Source organism: Neptuniibacter pectenicola, assembly GCF_001597735.1.
Taxonomy (GTDB): Bacteria; Pseudomonadota; Gammaproteobacteria; order Pseudomonadales; family Balneatricaceae; genus Neptuniibacter; species Neptuniibacter pectenicola.
On record NZ_LUTS01000001.1, the window covers coordinates 267,329 to 293,768 of the forward strand.

17 protein-coding genes are annotated in these 26,440 nt (G+C 43.0%); 5 read left to right on the forward strand and 12 right to left on the reverse strand.

Annotated features, from left to right (window positions below; all coding sequences use genetic code 11):
* Window positions 1–266: 266 nt before the first annotated feature.
* The 5 genes from A3773_RS01225 to A3773_RS01245 all read right to left on the reverse strand — a co-directional run bounded on the left by A3773_RS01225 (window position 267) and on the right by A3773_RS01245 (window position 7,641).
* The gene (locus tag A3773_RS01225; protein ID WP_067981949.1) at window positions 267–1,148 is read right to left on the reverse strand and encodes a helix-turn-helix domain-containing protein; all 882 of its coding nucleotides are present in this window, start codon (window positions 1,146–1,148) and stop codon (window positions 267–269) included.
* A gap of 115 nt (window positions 1,149–1,263) precedes the next feature.
* A complete protein-coding gene (locus tag A3773_RS01230) occupies window positions 1,264–3,606 on the reverse strand; it encodes an efflux RND transporter permease subunit (protein ID WP_067981952.1) in 2,343 nt (780 codons plus the stop codon).
* 5 nt (window positions 3,607–3,611) lie between these two features.
* Window positions 3,612–4,676, reverse strand: a complete 1,065-nt coding sequence (locus tag A3773_RS01235) for a WD40/YVTN/BNR-like repeat-containing protein (RefSeq protein WP_067981955.1) — start codon at window positions 4,674–4,676, stop codon at window positions 3,612–3,614.
* A gap of 78 nt (window positions 4,677–4,754) precedes the next feature.
* Window positions 4,755–6,032 carry a DUF1329 domain-containing protein gene (locus A3773_RS01240; protein WP_067981957.1) on the reverse strand — a complete coding sequence of 426 codons (1,278 nt, stop codon included), beginning with the start codon at window positions 6,030–6,032 and terminating at the stop codon, window positions 4,755–4,757.
* Between the two features lie 19 nt (window positions 6,033–6,051).
* The gene (locus A3773_RS01245; RefSeq protein ID WP_067981960.1) at window positions 6,052–7,641 is read right to left on the reverse strand and encodes a DUF1302 family protein; all 1,590 of its coding nucleotides are present in this window, start codon (window positions 7,639–7,641) and stop codon (window positions 6,052–6,054) included.
* Window positions 7,642–8,248: 607 nt separating this feature from the next.
* Between A3773_RS01245 and A3773_RS01250 the strand changes: the two genes are divergently transcribed.
* The 3 genes from A3773_RS01250 (at window position 8,249) to A3773_RS01260 (ending at window position 13,845) form a co-directional block, all read left to right on the forward strand.
* Window positions 8,249–10,264: a sigma-54-dependent Fis family transcriptional regulator gene (locus A3773_RS01250; protein WP_067981962.1), complete on the forward strand. Its 2,016-nt coding sequence runs from the start codon at window positions 8,249–8,251 to the stop codon at window positions 10,262–10,264.
* 868 nt (window positions 10,265–11,132) lie between these two features.
* A complete protein-coding gene (locus A3773_RS01255) occupies window positions 11,133–12,761 on the forward strand; it encodes a flavin-containing monooxygenase (protein WP_067981963.1) in 1,629 nt (542 codons plus the stop codon).
* Between the two features lie 37 nt (window positions 12,762–12,798).
* Window positions 12,799–13,845, forward strand: coding sequence for an alpha/beta fold hydrolase (locus tag A3773_RS01260; protein ID WP_067981965.1), 1,047 nt, complete (start codon window positions 12,799–12,801; stop codon window positions 13,843–13,845).
* Between the two features lie 713 nt (window positions 13,846–14,558).
* Here A3773_RS01260 and yddG read toward each other — a convergent pair.
* Together yddG and A3773_RS01270 are read right to left on the reverse strand one after the other, a co-directional pair.
* Window positions 14,559–15,434 (reverse strand): aromatic amino acid exporter YddG, encoded by an 876-nt coding sequence (gene yddG, locus A3773_RS01265; RefSeq protein WP_067981968.1) that lies wholly within the window; start codon window positions 15,432–15,434, stop codon window positions 14,559–14,561.
* 85 nt (window positions 15,435–15,519) lie between these two features.
* On the reverse strand, window positions 15,520–16,251 hold the full coding sequence (locus A3773_RS01270; RefSeq protein WP_067981970.1) for an AraC family transcriptional regulator: 732 nt from the start codon (window positions 16,249–16,251) through the stop codon (window positions 15,520–15,522).
* 394 nt (window positions 16,252–16,645) lie between these two features.
* Between A3773_RS01270 and A3773_RS17930 the strand changes: the two genes are divergently transcribed.
* On the forward strand, window positions 16,646–16,906 hold the full coding sequence (locus tag A3773_RS17930; protein ID WP_067981972.1) for an HlyU family transcriptional regulator: 261 nt from the start codon (window positions 16,646–16,648) through the stop codon (window positions 16,904–16,906).
* Between the two features lie 137 nt (window positions 16,907–17,043).
* Here the strand turns inward: A3773_RS17930 and A3773_RS01280 are convergent, their stop codons facing one another.
* Complete coding sequence (locus A3773_RS01280; RefSeq protein ID WP_197462699.1) at window positions 17,044–17,565, reverse strand: REP-associated tyrosine transposase; 522 nt, start codon at window positions 17,563–17,565, stop codon at window positions 17,044–17,046.
* A gap of 591 nt (window positions 17,566–18,156) precedes the next feature.
* On the opposite strand from A3773_RS01280, the gene A3773_RS01290 reads away from it, so the two are divergent.
* Complete coding sequence (locus A3773_RS01290) at window positions 18,157–19,011, forward strand: EamA family transporter (protein WP_067981976.1); 855 nt, start codon at window positions 18,157–18,159, stop codon at window positions 19,009–19,011.
* Window positions 19,012–19,034: 23 nt separating this feature from the next.
* Here A3773_RS01290 and A3773_RS01295 read toward each other — a convergent pair whose 3' ends face one another.
* From A3773_RS01295 to uca, 4 genes are all read right to left on the reverse strand, one after another.
* Window positions 19,035–19,685: a DsbA family oxidoreductase gene (locus tag A3773_RS01295; RefSeq protein ID WP_197462700.1), complete on the reverse strand. Its 651-nt coding sequence runs from the start codon at window positions 19,683–19,685 to the stop codon at window positions 19,035–19,037.
* 66 nt (window positions 19,686–19,751) lie between these two features.
* On the reverse strand, window positions 19,752–20,609 hold the full coding sequence (gene yghU / locus A3773_RS01300) for a glutathione-dependent disulfide-bond oxidoreductase (RefSeq protein ID WP_067981978.1): 858 nt from the start codon (window positions 20,607–20,609) through the stop codon (window positions 19,752–19,754).
* A gap of 301 nt (window positions 20,610–20,910) precedes the next feature.
* Window positions 20,911–22,719, reverse strand: coding sequence for an allophanate hydrolase (gene atzF, locus A3773_RS01305; RefSeq protein ID WP_067981980.1), 1,809 nt, complete (start codon window positions 22,717–22,719; stop codon window positions 20,911–20,913).
* The gene (gene uca / locus A3773_RS01310) at window positions 22,716–26,339 is read right to left on the reverse strand and encodes an urea carboxylase (RefSeq protein ID WP_067981981.1); all 3,624 of its coding nucleotides are present in this window, start codon (window positions 26,337–26,339) and stop codon (window positions 22,716–22,718) included. The genes atzF and uca overlap by 4 nt, the downstream gene beginning before the upstream one ends.
* Window positions 26,340–26,440 lie beyond the last annotated feature (101 nt).

Here is a 26,440-nt window from a genome sequence, read left to right on the forward strand (position 1 = left end):
TAAAGATTGTGAATCGATATTAAAGATTGTGAATTTCAATAAAGATTGTGAAAACATCTCCGGTTAAACTAGGGAAGTATTTACACTGGCGTTGAAATGACAAAACGGGCCTCAGGGCCCGTTTTTCGTTTACAGCAGCTAAATATGTTACCGAGAGAAATTATGTGATGGGATATTTATCAACGTCAATTAGCAAATTAACCTCTAAAAGCTACGAAATATACCTGTTCAAATTTCAAGCACAGCACATTGATCCACATAAATCGCTAAGCTGACCTCTTAAGCTGACCTGGTGTTACCCCAAGACTCGCTCGAACCACACGCGTTAGATGCGCTTGATCTGAAAATCCGCAGCCATAGGCAACTTCTTTGATAGCATAATTTCCTTCCATTAACATTTTTTTTGCTTTTTCTACACGTAACGAAGTAATAAAAGAGTGCGGTGTGCAGCTGAAAGATTCACTGAATTTTTTGGTAAAAGTCCATAACCCCATACCTAGTAAATTTGCTAAATCTTCAACTCTAAATTTAACGTGTATATGGCTATTTATGTAATCGATTAATAACCTTTTTTGATGATTGGAAAGCAGGTTGGCTAACGAACATTCTTTGACTATCACATTCGCATAATTCCGAAGTAAATGAACTGCTAGCTGAATCGCTAGTGACTCCGCATATAAAGTTCCACCCATACTTCCTGCAGCAGCCTCGTTCTGAACTGAGTCAACCAGATTTAACAATACAGGATCATGAAGCTGTAATTCATCATGAAGGAAAACATCTTTAATTGGCCTATCTAAAACCTCACAAGCAACTTTAGACATGAGCTCATTAGTGATGTAGACATGAGATACATCAATATCTTGAGTCCAATACCAATGAGAATCCGATAGCGTGGTCAGTAACGAAATATCACCTGATGAGCATGTTTTTTTTGTCCATTTACCATCAAAGCACCTTTGCATTGGGGTATGAGCATTTGTGTATTTAACAATCATGTAGTGATCAATTGGAGGGATGGGAACATCCTGACCTCTATAATGGTAGGCCCGATGGGAAATACCTTCCCACCCTAAATTTTCACTTGAACTTAATAATCTACCTGGAACCCATTCTGGAAGCTCTTGGGGCTTAATTATATTATTCATATCACAACCTCTGGAGGTCATTATTTGTGATTAATAAAAAAACAATAGATTAAGGTCATCCTTAAAATTCTATTATTCTTAGACCTTGATTACCTACATCATAAGAAAGAGCGGCCTATAAGGCAGACCGCCTTTTCTCTTCGCTAAAAATAAATTTTGGTTTAAAAATATAAGCCAAAGCTGGCATTAAGAACAAAGCACTCAGTGCAGACACTGATAGCCAAATTCCTATCAAGAGCCCCATTTCCGCCTGAAAGCGTAATGATGAATAAAACCAAACACATACACTTGCAATGAGTACAAGCGCAGTAACCAAAACCCCTCTACCAGCACAATGAATAGAAGTAGAAATTGATTCTATGTACGAATGTCCTTTTTCATATTCACTTTTAATTCGATCACAGATGTAGAGAGCGTAATCTACCCCTAAACCGATGCCTAGTGCAGCTACAGGGACCGTATTGATATTCATCCCTATTCCCTGCCAAGACATAAATGCAAATGTAACCAAATTCGACAGAATAACAGGTGCCATAAAGAACATACCGGCAATGCTGGAGCGATATACCGCAATACACATAATGACCAGAATAAACAGAGCCAAAGCAATTGATTGAATTTGCCCTGACAAAATGACTTCATTTACAGCAGCTATTACACCAATAACTCCACCAGCCAAATGTATCTGGGCCTGATTAACTAGAGGATTGTCTGTGATAAATTGGTTAATTCTCGCGATCGCAGTCTGAATTGTCTCCCCTTTACGATCTGTAAAGAACAAAGTAACAGAGGCATTTCGGCGTTCCGTATCAACAAACCGGTCAAGATCACCAGGCTCAGCCGCATTCTCAAACATATACATCAGCTCACCATTCACTAATGTATTTTCACCTAGTTCGTGATAACGAGTATTACCCTCACGAAGGGTTTTATTAACTTCAGGTAGAATATCAGCAATTGATAAAGTTCCGCCTATCTGAGGCTGCGCTTCCATGTGTGTTTGGAAACGTAGCATAGTGTTAAGTACTTCAACTTCTTTAACTTGATTCTCTCTTTCTCCTCCCACGACAACGAACATTCGATCAGCACCGGGGAATTTTTTGTTTATCTTCGCTGAATCTTCGTTGTACTCTGATTCAGGCCATAAGATTGGGCTACCGGGATTTGCGTCACCCACTTTCAATCCGAGAGAGTAATAACCGCAAACCATGAATAATGTCACAGCTATAAAAACCACTGCATAACGCGCTCTTGTTTCAACAACTTTCACACAAAGATTAAGAACCGGACGAATTAAAATCACATCCAAATTTAAACCATGAGCATAAGAGTTTGGTTTTTTGACCCATGAGAGCAAAACAGGTGTCAGTATCACTGCACTTACAGCTACAGTAGATACCCACACAACCGCTAATATAACTAACTTTTGCAACAAAGGGATGGGACTAATCGCTACCACCGCCACACAACCTGCATCTGTCGCAATGCCAAGCAATCCAGGACGAAGGAGATCTTTAAGAGTAAGGCGTGCCGCAATTTTTGAACACAGATTATTGCCTAACAGATCAATTTCTTCGTGAAACCGGGTAATCATTTGCACTGAATGCGAGACTGCTCTCGCAGTGATCAACATTGCAATTACAACCACCAAGGGATCAAAGTGAATTCCACACAGTTGCGAAATACCTAATGCCCAAATTGCGCTAACAGCTCCAGAAATAAGAGGTAAAAGTGTACCCCGCCATGTACGATTGATAATGAACAGTAGGACTAGAAAAATAGATAATGCTAGCAATACTAAATTCATCGTTTCAGGTAGGTAGTGGTTCACCCACCCATAGAGGATAGGGTTACCAACTACACTTACTTCAACAGAATCATCTTCAAATTGTTTAGCCAGTTCATATGCCTGATCAAAAGCTAGATTATAATTCAGAAGATCATCAAAGAAGTCGACTGTAATCAGCGTAGCCTTCAAATCCTTAGATACATAAGGGCCGTAAACCAACGGATTTTTAAGAATTGCTTGCTTGAGTTCGTTAATTTCTTTTTCAGACTGGGGAAGATTTGGCCACATATAAGGCCTACTTTCTATACCCTCGGTTGATGCTTTAACTTCCTTAAGCTTTTTACCAGCCAATGAATAAATCTGGAATTCATTAATAGCATCAATTTTCAAAAGTCCTTGTGTAATACCCTGAACTTTCTCCAAAACATTGAGATTAAAAATATCATCATCTTTCGCTACAACCATAAAGGTAATGATGTTTGTACCACCAAAAGTATTTTTAAACTCCTCGTGGGTTTTAATATATTTATGAGATGTTGGCTGAAGGTCTTCGAAAATAGTTTTTACATCAATATTAAATGCAGGGTATGACAAAAGTAGTGTAAAAAAACATACAAGAGCTAATACGATTTTTCTTTTATTTATACACGCTAGCGCAAACTTTTCCATAGTGATCACCAAACCAACTTATCACTTAACTCAACGAATTTGTTATATTTCGGGCTAAATTTTCCAACATTTGCCCCAACTGCAACATATTCCCCATCAACTTGATTAATTTCCGTATGCCAAGACAAATCCATCTTATCGAAGATGCCGCTTTTCAGGTTTTCTAGGCTACTATCAATTTCGACCCAGGCACCTTTATTTCCGACAGAGAACCAAACATCCCTACTTTCATCCCAAATTATATCCATTAAGTGTTCAGAGGTTTTTTCCCCACTAGTTATTCCTCTTTTCCAAGTTGTGCCACCATCTTCGGTTGTGATGATTAAGCCATCCAAACCTACGGCCACCCCATTGAATTGGTCTTTGAATTCTATAGCCATTAAGCTGCTTTCAATATCAAAATCGAGTTCAACTAAGTCCCATGAGGCACCATCATTATCACTTATTAAAATTGCTCCAAACTCACCTACAGCAATAACTTTACTATCATTAATTTTAATAATGTCATTTAAGATAACATCTTCATCTTCACGCATTTTTTCCCAGGAATGCCCATAATCTCTTGTTCTAAGGATCGTACCAAACTCACCAACTGACCAAGCTTCACCATTAATATATGTATGAACGCGGAGTAATTTATTTGCAACGTCATTTTTAGGAACAATAACTTCCCTCCAGGTTTCTCCAGAATCCTCTGTTATGAAAACAACCCCTGAATTACCTACCAAAACTGCTTTATTGTTATCCCAAGCTGATACATCTTGAAAATGATTTACAACATTAGTTTTTTGAACACGCCAGGTAGAACCGGAATCATTTGATCGCAAAATTTTTCCGTAGCTCCCTACCAACCAGATATTTTCACTATCTACGACATCAACTCCATATATATTATCTCTTGGTTCGATAGCTGGCTTTTCAACTTTCTCAATTGTGACAGTTGGTTTAACAAAAACCCCTGCCCACAATAAACCGCTAACTATCAGCCAAGGTATGGTTGAAATAACCGTTTTACTAACACTAAATTTATTTTTCTGTGATAAATCACATTTGTAATTATTATTCGACATACTAAAACCAGGAGAAAACCTGCTAAGCAGTGAATTAATCACCACCTAGCAGCAAATTAGAGGAAATACTTCTTTTATTTATCTCGCAATTTTGAGCAATTGCTTCAAGCTGACATCGTTCTCTTCTACTCCCGCAGGGTTAGACTTCATATTTGAAGACCAAGTAGTCGAGAAATTAGCTTTGTAATCAATTACGTGTCCAACCACTGGCATTACAGCCTTGTAGCCATCATCACCAATGTCAGGTCTGTTCTGGAATATAAAAAATTTCCAGAATTTCCCATTTTGGTCATAAGCTTCACCTAGGTAAGGACGAGGCCAGTCTTTCTCCATATACACAACTTTTTTGCTATACGGGTGACCTTCTGGCGGTGTGCCCTCGATTACATAAACTTCTCGAGGTTCCCACTCGATATGCTTGGCTGGGTAATAGAAAGGTTTTTCACCCAATCCTACACTTGGAAACTCTGCATGAGATCCTTCCTTACTCTTATCAACACTCAGCTCTGGACTGTGCGCAATTGCAAAGACCCAACGTGTATCAACCAACTTGGTAGATTTATATTTAGTAGGAATTGCATCCCAGATATCCCAATCATCATAGAGCTGCACTGTGCCGCCGATAGGGTCCATCCAAGCACTACCCGTCAGTCGTCTTGCACGTCTAACCGATTTTAAATACGCCCATGTATCATCTGGCTTGGCAGAACTCGGGTCATTGTACCGAATAGAAAAAGTTCCCAGGCCTTTGATGTCTTGAGGACTTTGAGCAACTAGAATGGTTTTCTGCATAATGTCGCCATCACCCTCCTGGACCGGACCACCATCTAAGCGGCCTTCCATGTAATAGCGGCGTGACCACCAACGCTGAACACGCTCAACACCTTCTTCACCATCGATAAAGACAAATGAAATATCACGCAGATCCATGGTTGCACCATAAGTTGGAGATCGCAGGTTCCAGATCAATTTATCACCCGCATGAGGATCATTTGGATCAATATCCTGCGGATCAAAGAACATACCAGAGGTCCAACCTGACACCTGCCTTGTAGCAGGATCAAATTTCACCTTGCCTTTACCCTGTTGTGTGGCTTCCATATATTTGGAATCCATTTCAATTTTTTCAGAGTGACGGATTTTCATGGTTAAACCACGTTCTTTAATCATCCACTCAAGCCTTTCGGGGATCATGTCGCCTACACGCTTTCCTTCAAACAGCGTATCTTTTACCGTGTCAAAGTTAGCTTTAGAAATTACAGTACCTGCAGGTAGTTCGGCCGCTTGCGCTGTTCCAACAACAGCCCAACACAATAAAACAGCCTGAGATATTTTCTTCAAATATCCAATATTCATAATTTTTAGCCTCGTATAATTAGAATTGGCGAGTTAACGTGAAGGTCAACTGGTTATCGTCACCGAACCAATCGAAGAATGAAGCTGAGTTTTCAAGAGCACCCAGTGGGTTTCTACTTGGCACATCTCCAGCAGCAACATGTTTCTGATCACCATCTGTCCACCAGAGGTTAGCTTCACCTTTGAATCGCCAATCATCGCCAAAGACCATTTCAACAGCAGGAATAGCAAATCCACCGCCATTACTAAGGTCGGTACCCAGCACTAAAGACGGATTAATTGTGTCGCGGTTGAAATTGAGTAAAGTGAAGAAGGTTAGGTAGGTTGTATGTTCTTTCTTTTTCGCTCCGAAAGAAGCAAATTCTACGATTTCATCATTTTCGTCATAATCGACAATCCAGGTATCAAACAGCTGGATACTTGTAAGCGAAGGACGATTGGTACCAAGCCAGCTAGATAAATCTAATTCTTTATCTAAGCGCACCATAGTGACCAAAGTATCTTTTTCTTTTACCCCAGCCCAACCAGGTAATGATGATTGCAGAGCACCATAGTTATATGGTTTGTCAGGAATAAATGCGAATTCAGCACTCAGTGTAGAATCAATGCTTTGGCTATATGTATTCGCTGTAAAGCCAAATACATCTATTTCAGGGAACACCCAGTCACCAAGAACCTGATTCTTTGCAAGCTCACCGTAAGACTGCATAGACGTTACACCAAACGCATCTGGCACTGCAGAATTGACCGCAGGGTTTATGATCGGTTGAGGGTTAAAGGTTTTTAAGTAAGCAAATGAGTAACCAATTGAGCCTGCTGTACCATTCCAACGCAGACCAAAGGTAGGGTCATCCCAGTCACCGTTCGGATTATCTTCGTTGTAGTCAGTAAATGCAGTGAAATCTACGCCTCGATATGGATGAGGTATCCAGCGACCGCCTTCAATATTGAAATTACTTCCCATATCTTCAGCACGGTCCCACCCCGGTCTAACGTAGAAATTTAAATTGCCGTCCAGTTCAGGAATATCGACATTAAAATTTGCCAGAATCAGGGGCTTACGCCAGTCTTCATTATTTTCGAAAAAAAGTCGCTTCCTGTAATCAAACCCGTGAACCAAGTCCAGGGCCTGGAAGAAATCACTTTCCCCCCAAACCAATTGTTGTTTCCCTAACCGTACGTCTACACGATCGTTCAAAGCAAAATCTACGTAAAACTCACGTAGGAAATCACCAAAACTATCCGTATCGTACTGATCCATATAATCTTGGGTTGTAGAAAAACCACCCGGAGACTGAAGCCGAGTCATTCTCTCAAGATCATCGAGATAACTTGTCTGATGCTCTTTATCGATTCGTCCGATAGCCTTCCAGAATACATCTCCAGTTTGAGCATCCATCTCTAACTGTAAGGATGTTCTTGCCATTCCCAGATCACCCTCATCATTTCCTGAGGTTTCGTCCTGGTCTTCAAGAAACATAGAAGCTTGTGCACGAACGTATCCACTAAAGTTGACACTGTAATCATCACTTGCATGCGTTGCTACGCTAAGCAACAGCCCTGCGCTTACCAGAAAAACACTGGCTTTTTTTTGATTATTTTTCACCATGACTGCCTACATTTTATATTTGTTATGTTTATACAAATTAAGACTTTGTCTGCCAGACCTCAGGAATGCATATGCATTCACGGCCATCAGCAACAGGTGAACATACAATTACTATGCCAACAAACAAACAAACTTATATCTACTTGTTTTTATTGAATATATTCAAAGCAATAAAATAAAAAAAAACCTGTTTCGTTCGATAATCAAACGCAACGTTTTATTATCGAACGCATACTTTTGTGGACAATTCATCCAGAGGGGTAGCTATTGTAAAAGATAGAAATACAGGCTATAAAACTTAAGAACCAACCAATAGGTTTAATACAAACAATCATATTGAATAATACAAATATGCTACTCTTGAAATAGCCTTAAAGAACACCATACTGAGGTATTATGGAATAAAAAAGATAACGGCGATTCAGTTACGTAGCTATTTTGTTTAAGATCGCCTACTCATACGCAATCAACTACAAGGATGTTAAAACGATTTATTGTTAGCGCTAATGAGAATTTGTGAAATTAGCGGTTTGAATCAAAGCTTACATTTCTGGCTAGAAGTGACCTCACATGATTACCTCAACAAAAATAAAAAGAGATTAAATAAGTGGCACGCAGTCATCAGAAGTACGCAGCAAACTACACTAATCCTGCGGTCTTTTCTCAAAAAGAAATTGATCAGGCTTGGGATAGGTTTCTCTGTGGTGTTGAGAAATCTGAACCCATTAAGGTAAGAAGCAGTATTATTAATTCTTGGGAGCGTTGCCAATCTAATGGTGTCAACCCGTCGACTAAACTTGCTCCAATTGTAGCCTCTCAGGAGGCCTTAGATTTAACCCGAATTCAAAACCGCGACTTACTTCTCTGCTCTCAGTCCACAATTGATCTGGCAAAAGTACTGCTTAACGATTTAGAAACCGTTTTATTTATTACCGACAGAAACGCACTTAACATCGAGATTGTTGGCGATCCAAGAACATTAGATAGTGCAAGAGATATCAGTTTGCTACCAGGAAGCGGCTGGCAAGAAATATTCTCTGGATCCAATGCGGTAGGAACAGCAATAGAATCCAACCTTCCCACTCAAGTACATGGCCAAGAGCACTTTTGCGAGGGTTTTAAACCTTGGAGTTGTACCGCAGCTTGTATTTATGACCCTTATGATAAACAACGAATTGGGGTGATTGATATATCAGGTTTATCCGCAAACTTTGACCGTTTTCACCTCCCTTTGGTTGTTTCGTGGGCCAACACTATTCAGGCTGAACTTGAGGCATTAAATACTCTACGCTGGGCAAAAATTGAAGAAGCTATTCTTGCAGATACCAAATTAAACAGCGCTGATGATTTCCTTCTCTTCGACAAGCAGGGCCGATTTATCAGCTCAAATACCAACGACGAAGAGCTTTTAAGAAGCTTTATTCCTCAGTATAAAAATAATAAGAGATTCCGGTTGAATCTGGAAAGATATGGTGGTGAGGAAAGAGAACTTGAATCTCTTTCATTTAATTCTTCAATGGATAGTTGGATTCAGCCAATCGCAGACCCTAAACGTAAAAGTGAATTGTTAGGTTTCAAAGTCCACCTACCAGGTAGCGACACAATAGCTAAAGCTTCCCACAAATATACTCATACAGAAAAAAACGTTTCAAGATCTAGTGATTCATCCGATGTCAGCGCCCTTAATCTAGGATCATCACTCGATAACGATAAAGTAAAATTAGCGGCTAAATCACCTTTGCCGATTTTATTACTTGGAGATACTGGGTCAGGTAAGGAATATGTTGCGAAAGCTGTTCACGCTGAATACGCCAGACCGGATGCCCCTTTTGTAGCCTTAAATTGTGGAGCTTTTTCTAAAGATTTACTCAATGGGGAATTATTCGGGTATATCGAAGGCGCATTTACTGGCGCAAAAAAAGGCGGTATGGCTGGCAAAATTGAAGCTGCCAATGGAGGTATTCTTTTTCTTGATGAAATTGGAGAAATGCCATTAGAAATACAACCAGTATTCTTGCGAGTACTGCAAGAAATGGAAATTTATCGCGTAGGCGAAACGAAACCCAGACCTGTAAAATTCAAACTCATAGCAGCTACCAATATTGATTTAAAGCAAGCCGTTGCTGAAGGCCGCTTCCGAAAAGATCTATATTATAGAATCGCCAATATCGTACTCAAACTCAATCCACTCTCCGAACGGAAGGAAGAAATACCCGGGTTAATTGAATCAATTTTGTATCGGATTAGCTTTGAATATAAAACTGACCGAAAGTTTGTTTCTGATGAACTCCTCGAAAAATTACAGTCACTCCCATGGCCTGGTAACATTAGGGAACTTTCTAATGTTCTTGAATATATGGTTTTTATGTCAACTGGAAATGTATTAATGACAACTGACCTCCCTCCAGAATACATAGAAGACGAGAACATCATTCATACTGATTTAAAAATCATTAAACAATTACTCCCTGAAAATGAAAAACTTATTAGCCTGGAAGACGCAGAAAAAACCAATATTGCAATAGCGATAAAAACGAATAATGGAAATATGACCAAAGCAGCAAAATTACTGGGCATAGCAAAAAGCACACTTTATCAGAAAGTAAAAAAATATAGCCTATAGAGCAAATCGAACAAAAAACATTCAAAAAACCAAAAAATCAACAATCTATTCCTTTCTTTTTGAAGCACCTTGTAATCGTGAACTTCATACGTATCCTCTTTTATAGAAAAATGTGAAGATTCATTTTAAGCTAGGCAGGTGACACGTTTTTGGCGAGCTAATTTGTTCAGTACCCCTCAGCCTTTTAGCTCACCACTTTTAAGTGGCAATACAACTAACTAAAAAGTACAGCATCTAATTTAGGACAGTATAAAACAAAAACCTTATAAACTTTATTAATAGAAACTAAATAACTGCCAAACAAAACATTCCTAAGCCATCATAACAACTAAAATTAATTCAAAGAAAACAAAGAAATTTTCAATTATTTGATCCGCATAAAAGGTAGAATTCTTTCGACATTAGAAACCTTCTACATAAAAATTTTACTTAGATTTTAAGTTTTTTTGTTATGGTGGGCTGGGCTTTTCGGTCGCCCCCGACTGCTTGGCCTGCCACCCTTTTTTAGGGGGAGGGTTCTCATGTCGAATTAGAGATATTAGTTATTTAGTAAATTTTATTCTTTCTCCCCAGAAAGAATACTCTTAAGTCACTTAAATCTCTAATTAACAATTTTCATCAGCAAGATTTGTACTCCTCTCTACAAGCAATTATACACTTAGTTGTTTGACTTATGGTGGGCTAAGTTTTAGGTTTTCTCCGAATTCTTGGTCCGCCATCTTTTTACTCCCAGACATCACTTATTGATTCAAAAGAAACATTTTTTTATTCAAGACCATTCTGTGGGCAACTTATATATTCATAACTGTTATTTCAACCAATATTATTTTTACAAAGCTCTAAATAATCATAAAAATGGAGAATCTATATGAATGCAGCAGCTGATAAAGTAACTGTATTAGATGCAATGGTGATTGGTGCTGGTGTTGCGGGTATGTACCAACTTTATAATTTAAGAAAAATGGGCCTAAAGGTACGTGCTTACGAAACAGCAACCGGTGTAGGAGGTACCTGGTATTGGAATCGCTACCCAGGTGCTCGTTTTGATTCTCAAGCAGAGATCTATCAATACTGGTTTGATGAAGAGATGTATAAGTCTTGGAAACCCAGCGAGCGTTTCCCTGCTCAACCTGAAACTGAAGAATGGCTAAATTATGTTGCCGACCGTCACGAACTGAAAAAAGACATCCAATTCAGTACTCGTATTAAGTCTGCTCACTATGACGAAGAGACTAATAGATGGAATGTAGTTACTGATTCGGGAGAGCTAATCAATACTCAGTTTTTACTTGCTTGCTGCGGCATGCTGTCAGCTCCAATCGAAAACCGCTTTAAGGGCCAAGAAACGTTCCAAGGCGAAACATATCTAACCGGAAAATGGCCGAAAGACGCGAAAAGTTTAACTGGAAAACGCGTAGCTGTAATTGGTACAGGAGCTACAGGTATACAGGTAATTCAGACAATAGCTCCAGAAGTTAGCTCGATGAAAGTTTTTTGTCGAACTCCTCAATACGCTATTCCAATGAAAAACCCAAAATATTCTGAACAAGACTGGGCCTATTGGTGTGAACGTTATGATGAGACAAAAGACAAAGTAATGAACTCTTTTGCCGGTTTTGACTATGATTTCACAGCAAAACCATGGCATGAATCTACTGAAGAAGAGAGACTCGCTGTCCTTGAGAAACATTGGGAAGAAGGCTCACTTTCATTATGGTTAGCTAGTTACTCAGAAATTTTCTTTGATGAAGATATTGCTGAAGAAGTCTCAGAATTCGTACGAAATAAAATGCGTCAACGCTTAGGAAATGATGAAAAACTTTGTAACCTTTTAATTCCAACGAAAAATGATTACACCTTCGGTACTCACCGTGTTCCATTAGAATCGAACTACCTTGAAGTCTACCTACAAGATAATGTAGAGCCAGTAGATTGCAGAACTACTCCCATCCAAGAATTTGTTCCTGAAGGTATCAAAACTGAAGATGGAACTATTCATGAATTCGATGTGATTATTTTAGCGACCGGTTTTGATGCAGGTTCAGGCGCTCTTAGTCGTATTGATTTTCGAGGTCGAGATAACCGTTCATTGAAAGATCAATGGCAGCAAGAAATTACCACGGCAATGGGCCTCCAAGTACATGGGTACCCAAACCTATTTACAACAGGCGCGCCTCTTGCTCCATCAGCTGCGCTCTGCAATATGACAACTTGTCTTCAGTATCAAGTTGACTGGATCACAAATTGTATAGATTTTGCACTAAAAAACGGTAAGAAAACAATAGAAGTATCCAAAGAAGTAGAAAATGCATGGGTCAAGCATCACGATGAAGTGGCTTCAAAAACGTTGGTTGTAAAAACAGACTCATGGTACATGGGATCCAATGTAGAAGGTAAACCTCGCCGATTATTGTCATACATTGGTGGTGTTGGCGATTATCATAATAGATGCGATGAAATTGCTGAAAAAGGCTATCCAGGATTCAAAATAGATTAACGGTTTTTACATCCTCTATCTAAAGTAGGTGCTTGATATGAGTATTTATTACACTCAAGAAATCCATGGTCCTTATGAATTAATAAATATCGGTGATTTACAACTTGAGGAAGGCGGTAATATTCCAAATTGTATGCTTGCTGTAGCCACATTCGGAGAGCTTAACCCTGAAAAAAATAACGCTATTCTTATTCCTACTTGGTATTCAGGTACCAATAAGATTATGGAACAGGTGTACATCGGGGAAGGGAGAGCTTTAGACCCGTCTGAATATTTCATCATTATTGTCAATCAAATAGGTAATGGTCTTTCAACGTCCCCAAGTAACTTTTCCGGGAGTTTAAAAGGGGCACGATTCCCACTTGTGCGCATAGGGGACGATGTCAGAGCTCAACATAGGCTTCTAACAGAGCACTATGGTTTAGAGAGCCTTTCTTTAGTCTTTGGTGGTTCCATGGGAGCTCAACAAAGCTATGAATGGGCCGTTCGCTATCCTGATTTTGTGAAACGTGCAGCGTCTTTGGCTGGAACAGCTAAAAACACAGAACATGACTTCATCTTTGCAGAAACGTTGATTGAAGCCATCGAATCAGATCCTAACTTTAAGGATGGTTTTTACAATCTCGGCTCCGAAGTGGCTGAAGGTTTAGAACGCCATGCAAAACTGTGGACAGTGATGGGGTGGAGCACTGATTTTTTTGCTAAAAAGAGGCATAAAGATCTTGGGCACGCCAACATCAGGGGCTTTGTTAATGATTTCATGATTGAATACTTCGCGCAAATGGATCCGAACAATCTACTTAGAATGATTTGGAAATGGCAAAGAGGTGATGTCAGTCGTCATACAGCAGGTGACCTTCCCGCTGCGCTTGGCAGGATCAAAGCCAAAACGTATGTAATGCCAATCAGTCATGATATGTTCTTCACTGTAGATGATTGCCGTACTGAACAGCAAATGATTCCAGGAAGTGAATTGCGACCGATAATATCCATTGATGGACACCTTGGCCTTTTTGGTACTGACGAACAGATGATACATCAAGTGGATGAATATCTTGATGAATTACTAAGCATGGATCTCTAATTTTTTAAAGGAAGGAATTCCAACTTAACTCCTAGTAACAGGGATATTCTAAAACATTAGTCAGACCTCATAGTTAAAGAAATGGGAGGTCTAACCAAGTTGTTGCGCTTTCTTGTTACTGGTTTTGAAAGCAAAAAAGAGTCATATGGTTTTACCTATGGCTCTTTTCGTTTCCTGAGCCTGATTACTGCTTTCTACCAACACTGCTGATGGGCTAAGGGCTGATAGGAGTAAGGCTGAAGCGATGGGTATTCTTCTTAATTGTGCTGTGCGTTAAGTGAGCGACCTAAATATTTTATAACCTTCAGTGTCTATCTGAGTATTTTTACATACTTAGGGGCGTCAATAGAGAACTTTGCTTGATTTGACCCAACTGATTCAGGTGGAAGGTGGCAATAATGTCGTCACCAATGTAGCCTTTATGTCCTTCTTTGAAAGGTACTCTAAGCTATTTGGAAAACCTCATGAATTAAGGCTACTTTTCAACAATAGCCTTCCAAATAAATTGTGTAAATATAGTAAGAATTTATCAACTTTTATTGAAATAAAGCTTCACGGTATACTTATCACAATCTTTATTGTAAGCCTACATTGTCGGTTTACAATAGCGTTGAAATGACAAAACGGGCCTCAGGGCTGATGAAGTAAGCACTTTTCAAGCATTATTTAACACCTTGACGATTAACCCGCTTCTCTTAGTGGATTACGTCTTATCACCTCTCACTGTTTCGGCGAATACCTGCCAATGCGGAACCACATACGATAGCAATACAAGCCCATAGCGCAGCCCAACTAGGCTCTGCTTCACCGGATATAATTAATAACAAAACTGAGATTAAAGGTGCGGCATAAGCAAGTACGCCTAATAACTGAATATTCCCATGTTTAATGCCATAGTCCCATGTGAAAAATGCGATACCAACGGGGCCTAAGCCCAACCCGACTACACCCATCCATTGGCGTGTATTAAGCGACCATACGGTATCTTCCCATAAAAGGTGGCAGGCAATTGCTAAAAGAGCTGTCACTAAGCAAAACCAACCAACAGCATCAGTGGGCACTTCCCTAACACCCCTACTAATCACTGAATAACCAGACCATATAAATGCACAGAGCAGTGCCAACAAATAGCCACTCATATATTCAGAACTGAAAGCACTATCGTTTTTACTAATCAGTATCCAGCAGCCTATAAGGGCGATAAGTGCACCGCATATATGCTGCCCCTTAAGTTTCTCGTTAGGTAAAAATGCAGCAAAGATAACGATCAATAATGGCCATAAATAAGCCAGTAAACTCACTTCGACCGCAGGCGCATTACTCATCGCCACAAAATAACACAAATGATACCCAAAATACCCACCTACACCCACGAACCATGCAACAGGTGTCTGACGTAAATAGCGCAAGCCTAAATGCCCTTGATATAACCACTTTAGGCTCATAAGAAGAAAGGCGATGATAAATGTCATCGCCATCATCTGAAATGCTGGAATAGCTCCATCAGTGAGACGAGTAAATAAAGCCAATGTACCCCATAGGACTATAGATATAGAACCTACAAACGTTGCTTTAATTAACTTAGACATACACCTACCTCAACAAAAAATACTCATAATCAAAAACGAAATTGTATCGTCTCAACAGGAGTGAATCTTTGCCGATTAGGCGGGATTATTTACCGATCTGGCGAAAGTAACTCGGGGGGTGATCAAAGTGCTTACGAAAACGGTCACTAAAACTAGCGGCACTGCGATAACCAACTTGGTCTGCGATTTTTTGAATACTTAATTCCCCCCTCTCTAAGAGCCTCCAAGCTTGCTGCATCCGTTTTTCTGTAAGGTATTGCTGTGGTGTCATACCCAACTGGCGACGAAAAAGCTCACTCAGTTGGCGAGCACTCAGATTAGCAATAGCCGCTAACTGTGTATGAGACACACGTTCGTGAAAGTGTTTATCAAGGTAGTTACGGGCAACGTCAATACGTCTATCTAGGTTTAAGGCCTCACCAAAGCGCTCATGTAGTAACTGTATAAGTAATAACAACATCTGCCTTTCAGTGCTCCGGCTAACCCCCTCTTTCTTCAATTGATTGTGTAAAAAGGAGACATAATGAACCAGAGCGGCGTCAAGCTTAATAAATGCAGGTAAACGATCTAACTCTGGCGTCAATACTGCAGGTACATCAGCAACCACAAAAAGGTTTTGATCAGGTGCAGCAAACCCATGCTCCTGACCCGCAGCGATCACCGCAATCTGTTGAGAGGATACTTCCCCTTCCTGACAACCTACACTCATAGATAAGCCACCGACAACGGGTAAAACCAGCTGATGATAGTCATGGTGATGGCTATGATTTTCAGAGCTATAGCTACGAAGTTCCAACATTAAATTTGATTGTTTCATAACAATGATTGTACAGGTGAGTACATTATAATATCCATATCCGCTTATGGCACAAAGGGACATAACAGCACACAAAAAAAGCAGCAGCTTTTACCATTGAAGACTCACGCTAGCCCCCATACTCCTGCGTGGGATGGGTATTTACCACTCTGGCTTCGCATTCCGGAAAACCAATGGAATAATACACAAGCTCAACCTCCGGTTACGTTACCACGCGGAGCATGGAAACGAGGTGAGACCCACTGCATTACCACGCGGAGCGTGGGAGCGATATAATTACAACTTAAGTCTACAACCTAACTGTACAAAAAATAATCATTTGGTACTGGAGCTATTCCACTTTCCTCTAACAATGCTCATAGTGTCGAAAACAATAAAATATAGGAGCATCGTTATGAGTCTACTCGGGTCAATTAAGTCTTTATTTTCACCCCTGCCTGATGGCGCCATTCGCTATAAAGGCTACACCATTGCGGCCCTACCAGAGGAAGAGTTTGGTCGGTACCGGTTGCATGCAGTCATCAGCAAAAAGAATAATCACCGTAGCTATACCTTAATTGACCGTGTTGCGGATAAGCAAAACTGTATAACACTGACGCATCAAAAAGCGAAAAGCCTCATTGATCAAAAAGGCGATAAGATCTTCGCCCATTAAGCACTAAAAACTTTCCTCCTCGTTCCCATGCTCTGCGTGGGAACGCTCGCTCTGCGTGAGAACGTTCACTCTGTGTGGGAACGCTAAGTTCCTGCGTAGAAACCTTCACCCTCTCCCACATGCTTCCTCACCACGCTTTACACACCTCCAACAGTCCCACCATTCCGGCATAGTCTCTTGCACTGGAATAGCGCCAATGCACGGCGTGCATCAACATAGCCCCGTTTAACGGGATTATGATGAATATACTCAATCTTCTGGCGCATCATCCCCTCACTCTGTATCAGCTCAGGATGCACACCCTCTTGCCACAATTGATAAGTACGATCACGTTTATGCGCTTTTTTATAAAACGCCAGCTGATCCAAAATAGTTTTTGCTTTTTTGGTTTGTAGATAAGCGATCAACTGCCTTGCCGTAAATGATTTAAGACGTGCGATATCCTTATCTAGCTGATCGCTTTGCGCTACAAGATGTAAGTGGTTTTCTAAAATCACATAGGCGTAAACCTTAAAGCCTTCACCCATTAAGTAGCGCAATGAATTAAAAATGATATCAACCGCATCAGGACGCGTAAAAATTGGTAACCAGTGCAACACGGTTAGCGTTAGAAAGTGCGGCTGTTCTGGTGCGGTAAAGACGTAACGACTTCTACCCATTAATTAACCTCCCTGTTAATGACCACGCAATGCGTGGGAGCTTATTCTTTTACCCATGCTCCTGCGCGGGTACATCTATCCACATCTGTACATTAACTAATCTCCAACTACATTACCACGCGGAGCGTGGGAACGAGGAGGAACGAGAGGTGGAGCGTAGAAACGAGGTGGGAGCGACTGCATCATTACCATGCAGGGCGCTGGTACGAGGAGCAGAGAGTGAAAGCGAGGCGCTATGCGCAAAAACGCAGCACACCACGCTGGCCCCCATGCTCCTGCGTGGGGGCGGGTACTTCCCTCTCGGGCCTTGTATTCCTGCGTGGGTACACCGATGGAATACTGCACAAGCTCAATCTCCAACTGCATTACCACGCGGAGCGTGGGAACGAGAGGTCGCGCGGAGGAACGAGGAAGCTGCATTACCACGCGGAGCGTGGGAACGAGGTGAGAGCGACTGCAGCGCGGGAACGAGGAGCGGCGCAGGCTTGGATAACCCGGATTCTGTCACTTTCGCCTATTGCTGAAAATACGCAGTGGATGATACTGTCGAAAACAAAAAATAGTATAGCCGAGGGATGAGTTTTTGGAGTAATGGATAACCCTTATGTGTTAATTGGGCTGTCAGTGATTATGCACGTGACATGGAACCTGTTAGCTCGACATGTAAACCCAAAAGCGAACTATCTTTGGTGGGGGTTGTTATCCCATTGCGTCATTCTTGGCCCGTTTGCGCTTTGGCATCTGTTCCGGAACGCCCAGTGGGAAGGGCCACTTATCTCAGCGATTGTGATCACCTCCTGCGCTAATGCTTTTTACTTTATCGCCTTACGCCGCGCTTATCATTATGCCCCAGTTTCTTTAGTTTATCCTTTGGCGCGAAGTTCTCCCCTCTTAATTGCCTTATGGTCATTTCTGTTTTTTGGCAACACTTACAGCCCCTTCGAGCTGTTTGCCATTCTTGTCAGTGTAGTGGGGCTGTGGATTGTTGGTTCATCATCTAAGGTAGGCGATACTAAAAAAGCACTGCCTTGGACATTTGCCGCGGCACTCGGTACGAGTATTTACTCATTAAGTGACAAAGTGGCCGTCACCTATCTGCCAGGGTTTTCTGAGCAACTGGGCTTTATCACTGTCGGTTATCTATGCGCTTTTATTAGCTTAACCTTAGTGCAACGCGTTGAAAGTAACATTTGGGTCCCTGCTGAGCGCCCGTCGTTGTTTTACATTGTGCTTGGCGGCTGCTGTATAGGCACCTCTTATGCGCTGGTCGTCAGCGCCATGCAGCTGATGCCTGCCGCTCATGTTGTGTCTTTTACCAACACAGGCATTATCTTAGCGGTGCTCTTGTCGATCTTTGTCTTCCATGAAAAGGAGCAGTGGAAGAAACGCCTGATTGGCGCAATGGTTGTCAGCGCGGGCTTAGTGATTCTTTATTCAGGTAGCTAAAAATCCATAGGGGCTCGCCGTTGTTACGCTAATCCTGCCAGCTCTTGTAGCACCTCTTTGTAAGTGCTTTGTGGGTGCGCACCGGTCAATACACTGCTTCGGTTAAAGATGACGGTAGGTACGCCAGAAATCCCCTGTTGCTGCCACTGCATCTCCTGATGCACAAGCCGGTTACGACGCTCAGCATGACCTAAAGCGTTCTCGGTTTCCGTAGGATCTAAACCAACACGTAGCGCCTCAGCCAGTAAAGTGGCGCGATCTGAGATATCTTTGTGCTCAGTAAAAAACGCGGTAAACAAACGCTGTTTTAACGCGTGCTGAAGTCCTTGCTCATACGCAAAATCTAACAGAAGGTGGGCATCACGGGTGTTAACCATTTTCATCTCTTCGAAATAGTCAAACTTAAACCCGTACTCCGCACCCAGTGCGCTAATATTGGCACGTGCTTTATCGCTATCCTCACGATTAGCACCGTATTTACGCAGTACATGTGCCCGCAGGTTTTCACCTTCCGCAGGCATATCAGGGTTTAATTCAAAGGGCTGCCACTCGATCTCAACCTGATCCTGTAAGTCTAACTCTTGGATAGCCGCTTCCAGATGCTTATAACCAATGATGCACCAAGGGCACACCACATCGGATACAATATCGAGCTTAATTTTATGATCGTTCACGGTATTGCTCCTCGTCATCTTATTCATAAGCAGACCGCGTCAACGGCTAGCTGGATACCACCCGTTTTACGCCGGTGTTAACGCTAAAACCTTGTCAATATCTTCAGCGCTATACCGGTTTTCAAGCTGCTCCCACGCCTCACCCCAATTGCGATTTACAATACGACCACGCTGTACAGCAGGACGGGCTAACATAGCGTGAGTCCAACGCTGAAGGTGGATGTAATCCTCGGTCTGGAGGAAGGTTTTTGCATCATAAAGCTTGCCTAACACAAGGTTGCCATACCAAGGCCATATAGCTATATCAGCAATACTTAATTCGTCACCAGCAATAAATTCATGCTGCGCTAACTGTTTATCTAACACATCGAGCTGACGCTTAACTTCCATCGAAAAACGATTAATTGGGTATTCAAATTTTTCGGGTGCATACGCATAAAAGTGGCCAAAACCACCGCCTAAATAAGGCGCAGACCCCTGTAACCAAAACAGCCAGTTAAGGACGTTTATTCGCTGAGCGCCCTTTTCAGGTAGAAAAGCCCCAAATTTTTCCGCAAGATAGACAAGAATTGAAGCCGATTCAAAAATAGGTACCGCATCCCCGTTAGACTGATCAACTAACACAGGAATTTTAGAGTTAGGGTTAAGCACGACAAAACCTGAGGAAAATTGCTCACCCTCACCAATTTTGATCAGATGGGCGTCATATTCCGCCGCTTTACCCAATGCTAATAACTCTTCTAACATAATGGTTATTTTTTGACCATTAGGCGTGCCCATTGAGTACAACTGCAAAGCATGTTGGCCAACCGGTAACGCTTTTTCATGGGTTGCCCCCGAAACAGGACGGTTAACATTCGCCCATGTTCCACCACTTTCTTCATCGTGGGTCCAGATTGTGGGCGGGGTATAGTGCGTTTCCATTATCATGACTCCTAGGACTATGTCTTAATCTAAGGCCACTATAAACAAACAAGAACGATCGTTCAATTAATATTTGATCAATCATTCCATTACTCAATAAAAAAGCGCCGTTACTCTTTAAGCACTGCCCTCAAGCGCTGACTGAACATAAAAGATTCCTCCTCAACCCTGATATAAAATAGCTAACAACGAAAGTCAGCCATAAAAAAAGCTAATGCATCGCGCATTAGCTTTTCGGTTTATCACTCACCTAGTCGGTAAAATAGGCTCACCGCTGATAGGTAACTGCGGCATCAAGCACTTATGATTTTTCAGCCATATAACGTCGCCATCCGCCGTACTGGGTTATCTCTTCCGCCGTTTCAACCGCATAACCTTCACAGATAAAACTGGTTACCCAAGCGCCATCTGCTAATTCCACTTTACCTAGCCCTAAAGGTTGGGGAATCCCTTGAAGAAAGCTTCCAAGCGCCGTTTGAGGTAACGTCCACACTTCAACCTCAATTGCACTACCAGCCCCTTCAGACCGAATAAGACCGGGACGGAAAGGAGGGCCGCCCGCCAATGCGTACAGCTTATAATGAGCGGATGTATGCGTTGCTTTAACGAGACGTGCGCCCCGCTCTAGCAGTTGAACGTTTAAGGGTAAGCCTTCAAGGTGTGCACCACATACCGCCAGCTCAACCCAACCCTCCTGCGTTGCAGCGGAAGGCTCAAGTGCAGGCAGTGGCGCATGCGTCGCCCCTAAAGGCAAACCTAACGATTGCTGCCATGCCCCACCAAAGCTGAGTAGCTTACGATCCGACCAAGCGGGACCAAACAGGGTAATACCAAACGGCAAGCCTGTTGTTTGAATCCCCGCCGGTAACGCAATGGCGGCATAATCTAATAGGTTCATAAAGTTGGTATAGTAACCAACGTTTGAATTTAACTTAATGGGATCAGCGTTGACCTCATCAATGGTATAGATCGTCCCTGCCGTAGGAATAACAACCGAATCTACGGTCGATAAAATAGCATCACATTGCACTTTATACGCTTGTAATTGGTAGATCGCCTTAAATGCATCCACCGCGGTTTTACCTTGAGCGCCGCCAATAATGGTCTCGATGACCGGCAAACAGCGACTGGAGTCTGCTTCAAAAAAAGTCTCTATAGCCGCGTATCGTTCAGCGACCCAAGGGCCTTCATAAAGCAGTAAGGCCGCTTGCGCAAACGGCTCAAAATCGATTTCGACCAGCTCAACACCTTGCGCTTTAAGCTTATCTAATGCGGCATTAAAAAGTGCTTTAGCGCTGTCATTACCAAAAAAGGCTAGCTGCTCAGGGGCAGGCACCCCGACCTTTCGGCCTGTGAGCGCGTTTTCAGGGTGGTAGGCTGTCGCGTGATTAGATTCAGGGTTGGGGCGTGCATAGCAGTCGGTCTCATCATAGTGACCCGCAATATCCAGCAACAGATTAAGATCATCGGTGGTATGCGCAAACAGCGTAATACAATCGAGGCTTTTACATGCCGGTACGAGCCCAGTGCAGCTCACCATCCCTTTGGTTGCCTTCATCCCCAAGATATTATTAAACGCCGCTGGAACCCGTCCAGAACCGGCAGTATCTGTACCTAAGGAGAAACAGACCTGACCCGTTGCAACGGTTACAGCACTGCCAGAGCTTGACCCCCCAGAGATATACGCATCATTAAAACTGTTTTTTACTGCCCCCCAAGGGCTACGCGTACCCACAAGCCCAGTAGCAAACTGGTCTAAATTGGTTTTTCCTAGGGGCACCGCTCCGGCATTAATCAGGGCTTGTACTACATACGCCGAAGATTCTGGTTGATAGGCATAGTCTTTACAGCCTGCCGTTGTAGGTAAACCCGCTAAATCAATATTATCTTTAATCGCAAACGGAACACCGAAAAGAGGCAGGTCTTTGGGTGATTTACCTTTTAAATTGGCTAAAAAGCTATCCAGTTGTGCATCGGAGATGGACTCAATCCAACAGTTACGCTGATCAGCACGTGCTTCAGCTAACTTTTGCGTCAAAAACCCATCGGGGGACAACTGCTCTGATTGATAGGCAGCTAATAACTCTATTACAGTAATTGGCGTATTCATACGGCACTTGTCTCCTGTGAACTGTTTCCTGAGGTGTTGATAACCATAAGACGCTGACCGGAGTGAACTTGAGCCCCGGCGTCCTGACAGATTTGACTAATGACACCGGTTTCTGAGGCAAGCACCTCTAACTCCATCTTCATCGCTTCCAAAATCATCACGACTTCGCCCGCTTTTACCGACTGACCCGGCTCCACCAGCACTTGCCAGATATTACCCGCAACTTGGCTTTCCACTGCGGTTTCACCTTCAGCCAGTATTTCGTCTAGCCCTTGCGACTCAACCATCATGTCCGCTTCAAAGTTGGCCTGACCGCTCTCAACCCAGCGTTGGCGTTCCTCTTCAAACGCGGTTTGTTGGCGCTCTTTACATTGCAGAATCTCATCCTGATGCTGATCAAGCAGTGCTTGGTACTCTGCAAGAGAGAAGGTGGTTTCCTCTATTTTGACAGGGTATTTACCCCGAGGATGATCACGTCGAATCTCCTTCAACTCCTCTGCGCTGACCTCATAAAAACGGATCTGATCAAAAAAGCGCAGTAACCACGGCTGTGTAAATGCTTCGGTCTTACGGTAGCGGTTCCACATCTGTAAGGTACGACCAATAAATTGATAACCGCCGGGGCCTTCCATACCGTAAACACACATATAAGCACCCCCAATGCCAACCGCATTTTCAGGTGTCCATGTCCGTGCCGGATTATATTTGGTTGTCACTAAACGATGTCTTGGGTCCATCGGCGTCGCCACGGGCGCACCTAAATACACGTCACCTAAGCCCATCACTAAATAGCTTGCATCAAAGACGATCTTTTTAACCTCGTCGACCGACGCTAAGCCATTAATACGGCGGATAAACTCAATATTATCCGGACACCATGGTGCATCTTTACGTACCACTTCATCATATTTTTTAATCGCTAATCGAGTCGCTTCGTCATCCCATGAGAGGGGTAAAGAGACAATACGCGCAGGTACGGTCAGCTTATCGATATCCCCTAGGTCTGCCTCAGCCTGCTCGAGTAATGCAATTAACTCAGCCATTGGCAGCTGTAAATTATCGTAGTGAACTTGCAGGGAGCGGATACCCGGTGTGAGCTCTTTAATACCTGAGATATTCAGCGCTTGGAGCTTTAGCATTAACGCATGAACACGGAAACGTAATCGGATATCCAGCCGTTGCGGACCGTACTCCACCAGCAGAAAGTCTTCGCCACTTGGACGGTAAACAACATGCTCACCATAGCGCTCTTTCGGCAGCTCTTTCACAATAGGGGAATCAATAACAGCGCAAGGTAAAGCGCTTTCTTCTATCGCCAGCGAAGATAACTGCTGCAACTGCGCCCGCTCCGCCTCTGCGGCATCCGCGATAGATACAGGTAAAAAGCGTACCTTATCACCCGCTTTTAGCTGGCCCATCTTCCATAAGTCCGCTTTTATAATCGTCGCAGGACAAACAAAGCCACCTAAACTTGGGCCATCAGGACCTAAGATAACCGGCATGTCGCCGGTAAAATCGATCGTCCCCACCGCGTACGCATTATCATGAATATTTGAAGGATGAAGACCCGCTTCTCCGCCATCTGTTCTCGCCCATTCTGGTTTTGGCCCAATAAGACGAACCCCTGTGCGGCTCGAATTAAAATGTACCTGCCAGTCTGCGGCAAAAAACTCAGAAATGTCGTTATCTGTGAAGAAATCAGGCGCGCCATGGGGACCATAGATAACGCGAATCTGCCAATCGTTTGTTAACGCAGGTGCCGATTTAACGTGAGCACCCGCCTCAGCAGAGATGTTGAAACCAGCATCCAGCTGGAGTACATCACCAGAACGTAAGGCTCTACCCGCATGGCCACCAAACTGCCCTAAGGTGAAGGTCGATTTACTGCCCAGATAGTCGGGACATTTAATACCACCGGCAACCGCGAGGTAAGCACGCGCGCCCTCTCCTTTCGTCGCACCCAACTGTAAGGTTTGACCGGCTTTAATGGCTAGCACGGTGCCCATAGGTACCGCCTGACCTTCTAAGGTTGCAGTAAGTTCAGCCCCCGTAATCACCACTTGAGTCGCTTGGTTAAAGCGCAGGGTCGGCCCACTAATAATAATCTCGAGTCCAGCGGCATCCACAGGGTTATTAAGCAGCTGATTGGCTAACCTAAAGCTAACGGAATCCATTGGGCCAGACGGTGGTACACCAATATCCCAATACCCCGCACGACCAGGGTAATCTTGAATCGTTGTTTGTGTGCCTGCATTAAGTACATCAAACGTAAAAGGCTGATAGTTAAAGTCATTAAGGGAGCGCGTTAATACTTGGCCGCTCTGAACAACCTCGCTACCCAATAGCTGATGCAGATAACCTAAATTATGCTCAATGCCGTAGATTGTTGACTCAGACAGCGCCTGCATTAAACCGGTTAATGCTTGCTGGCGCGTAGGCGCATGAAAGATCACTTTCGCTAACATAGGGTCAAAGAACGGGGAGACTTCAACGCCCGCTTCAATCCAATGCTCAACCCGTAGCCCATCTATTTCTGGCCACTCAACATGGCTTAATAGACCAGCACACGGTTGGAAATCTTTATTCGCATCTTCAGCGTATAAACGCACCTGTATCGCATGACCTTTAGGCGTCAGTCCTTTACCTACAGTGAGAAGATCAAGTTCAGCCGCGCCTTGTTTCACCATCCATTCTACAAGGTCGACACCAAACACCTCTTCCGTAACACCGTGCTCAACCTGTAGACGTGTATTTACCTCTAAGAAATAGAAACATTCAGTGGTCTGATCCAGTACAAACTCAACGGTGCCTGCATTCCTGTAATTAACCTGCTCCGCTAAACGTACGGCGGTATCCTGTAACGCAGTACGGGTTTCCTCACGTAGGTTCGGCGCAGGTGTTTCCTCAATCACTTTCTGATTGCGACGCTGAGCCGAACAATCTCGTTCACCTAACGCCACTACATTGCCAGCGCCATCACCAAAAATCTGAACCTCTATATGGCGGGCATGCTGGATAAATTTTTCAATAAAAAGGCCGCTATTACTAAAGTTATTCTCGCTTAATCGACGTACTGAATCATAAGCGTCATTTAGCTCTTGAGCGGTATCACAACGTTGCATACCAATACCGCCACCGCCCGCTGTGCTTTTCAACATAACGGGATAACCTACACGCTCAGCCTCTTCGAGTGCCTGCGCTAAACTAGCTAATAGCCCTGTACCTGGCAAAAGCGGTACATCTGCCTGCTCGGCTAACTCACGCGCTGAATGTTTAAGACCAAAATTATTCATCTGCTTTGGTGTTGGGCCTAAAAAGGTAATCCCTTCACGTTCACAGCGCGCAACAAAATTGGGGTTTTCACTTAAAAAGCCATAGCCAGGGTGCACCGCTTCTGCACCGCTCTGTTTAGCAATGGCAATAATTTTATCTTGATCAAGGTAGGTCTGCGTAGCAGCACCTTCACCTAAAGAGTAGGACTCATCCGCTTGAAGCACATGTAAGCTATCTGCATCCGCTTCGCTGTAAATGGCAACGCTGGTAACACCCATTTTACGAAGTGTGCGAATAATGCGACAAGCAATAGCACCACGGTTAGCAATCAGTACTTTAGAAAACATAGGAATTCACCTGAATGTCTGGGTCGTCCCAGCAACACTCTCAGGGCTTAATTGGGGTCGTCCCCAGCCCGGTATTTTGATCTGCTTACTAGGCAGGCTCT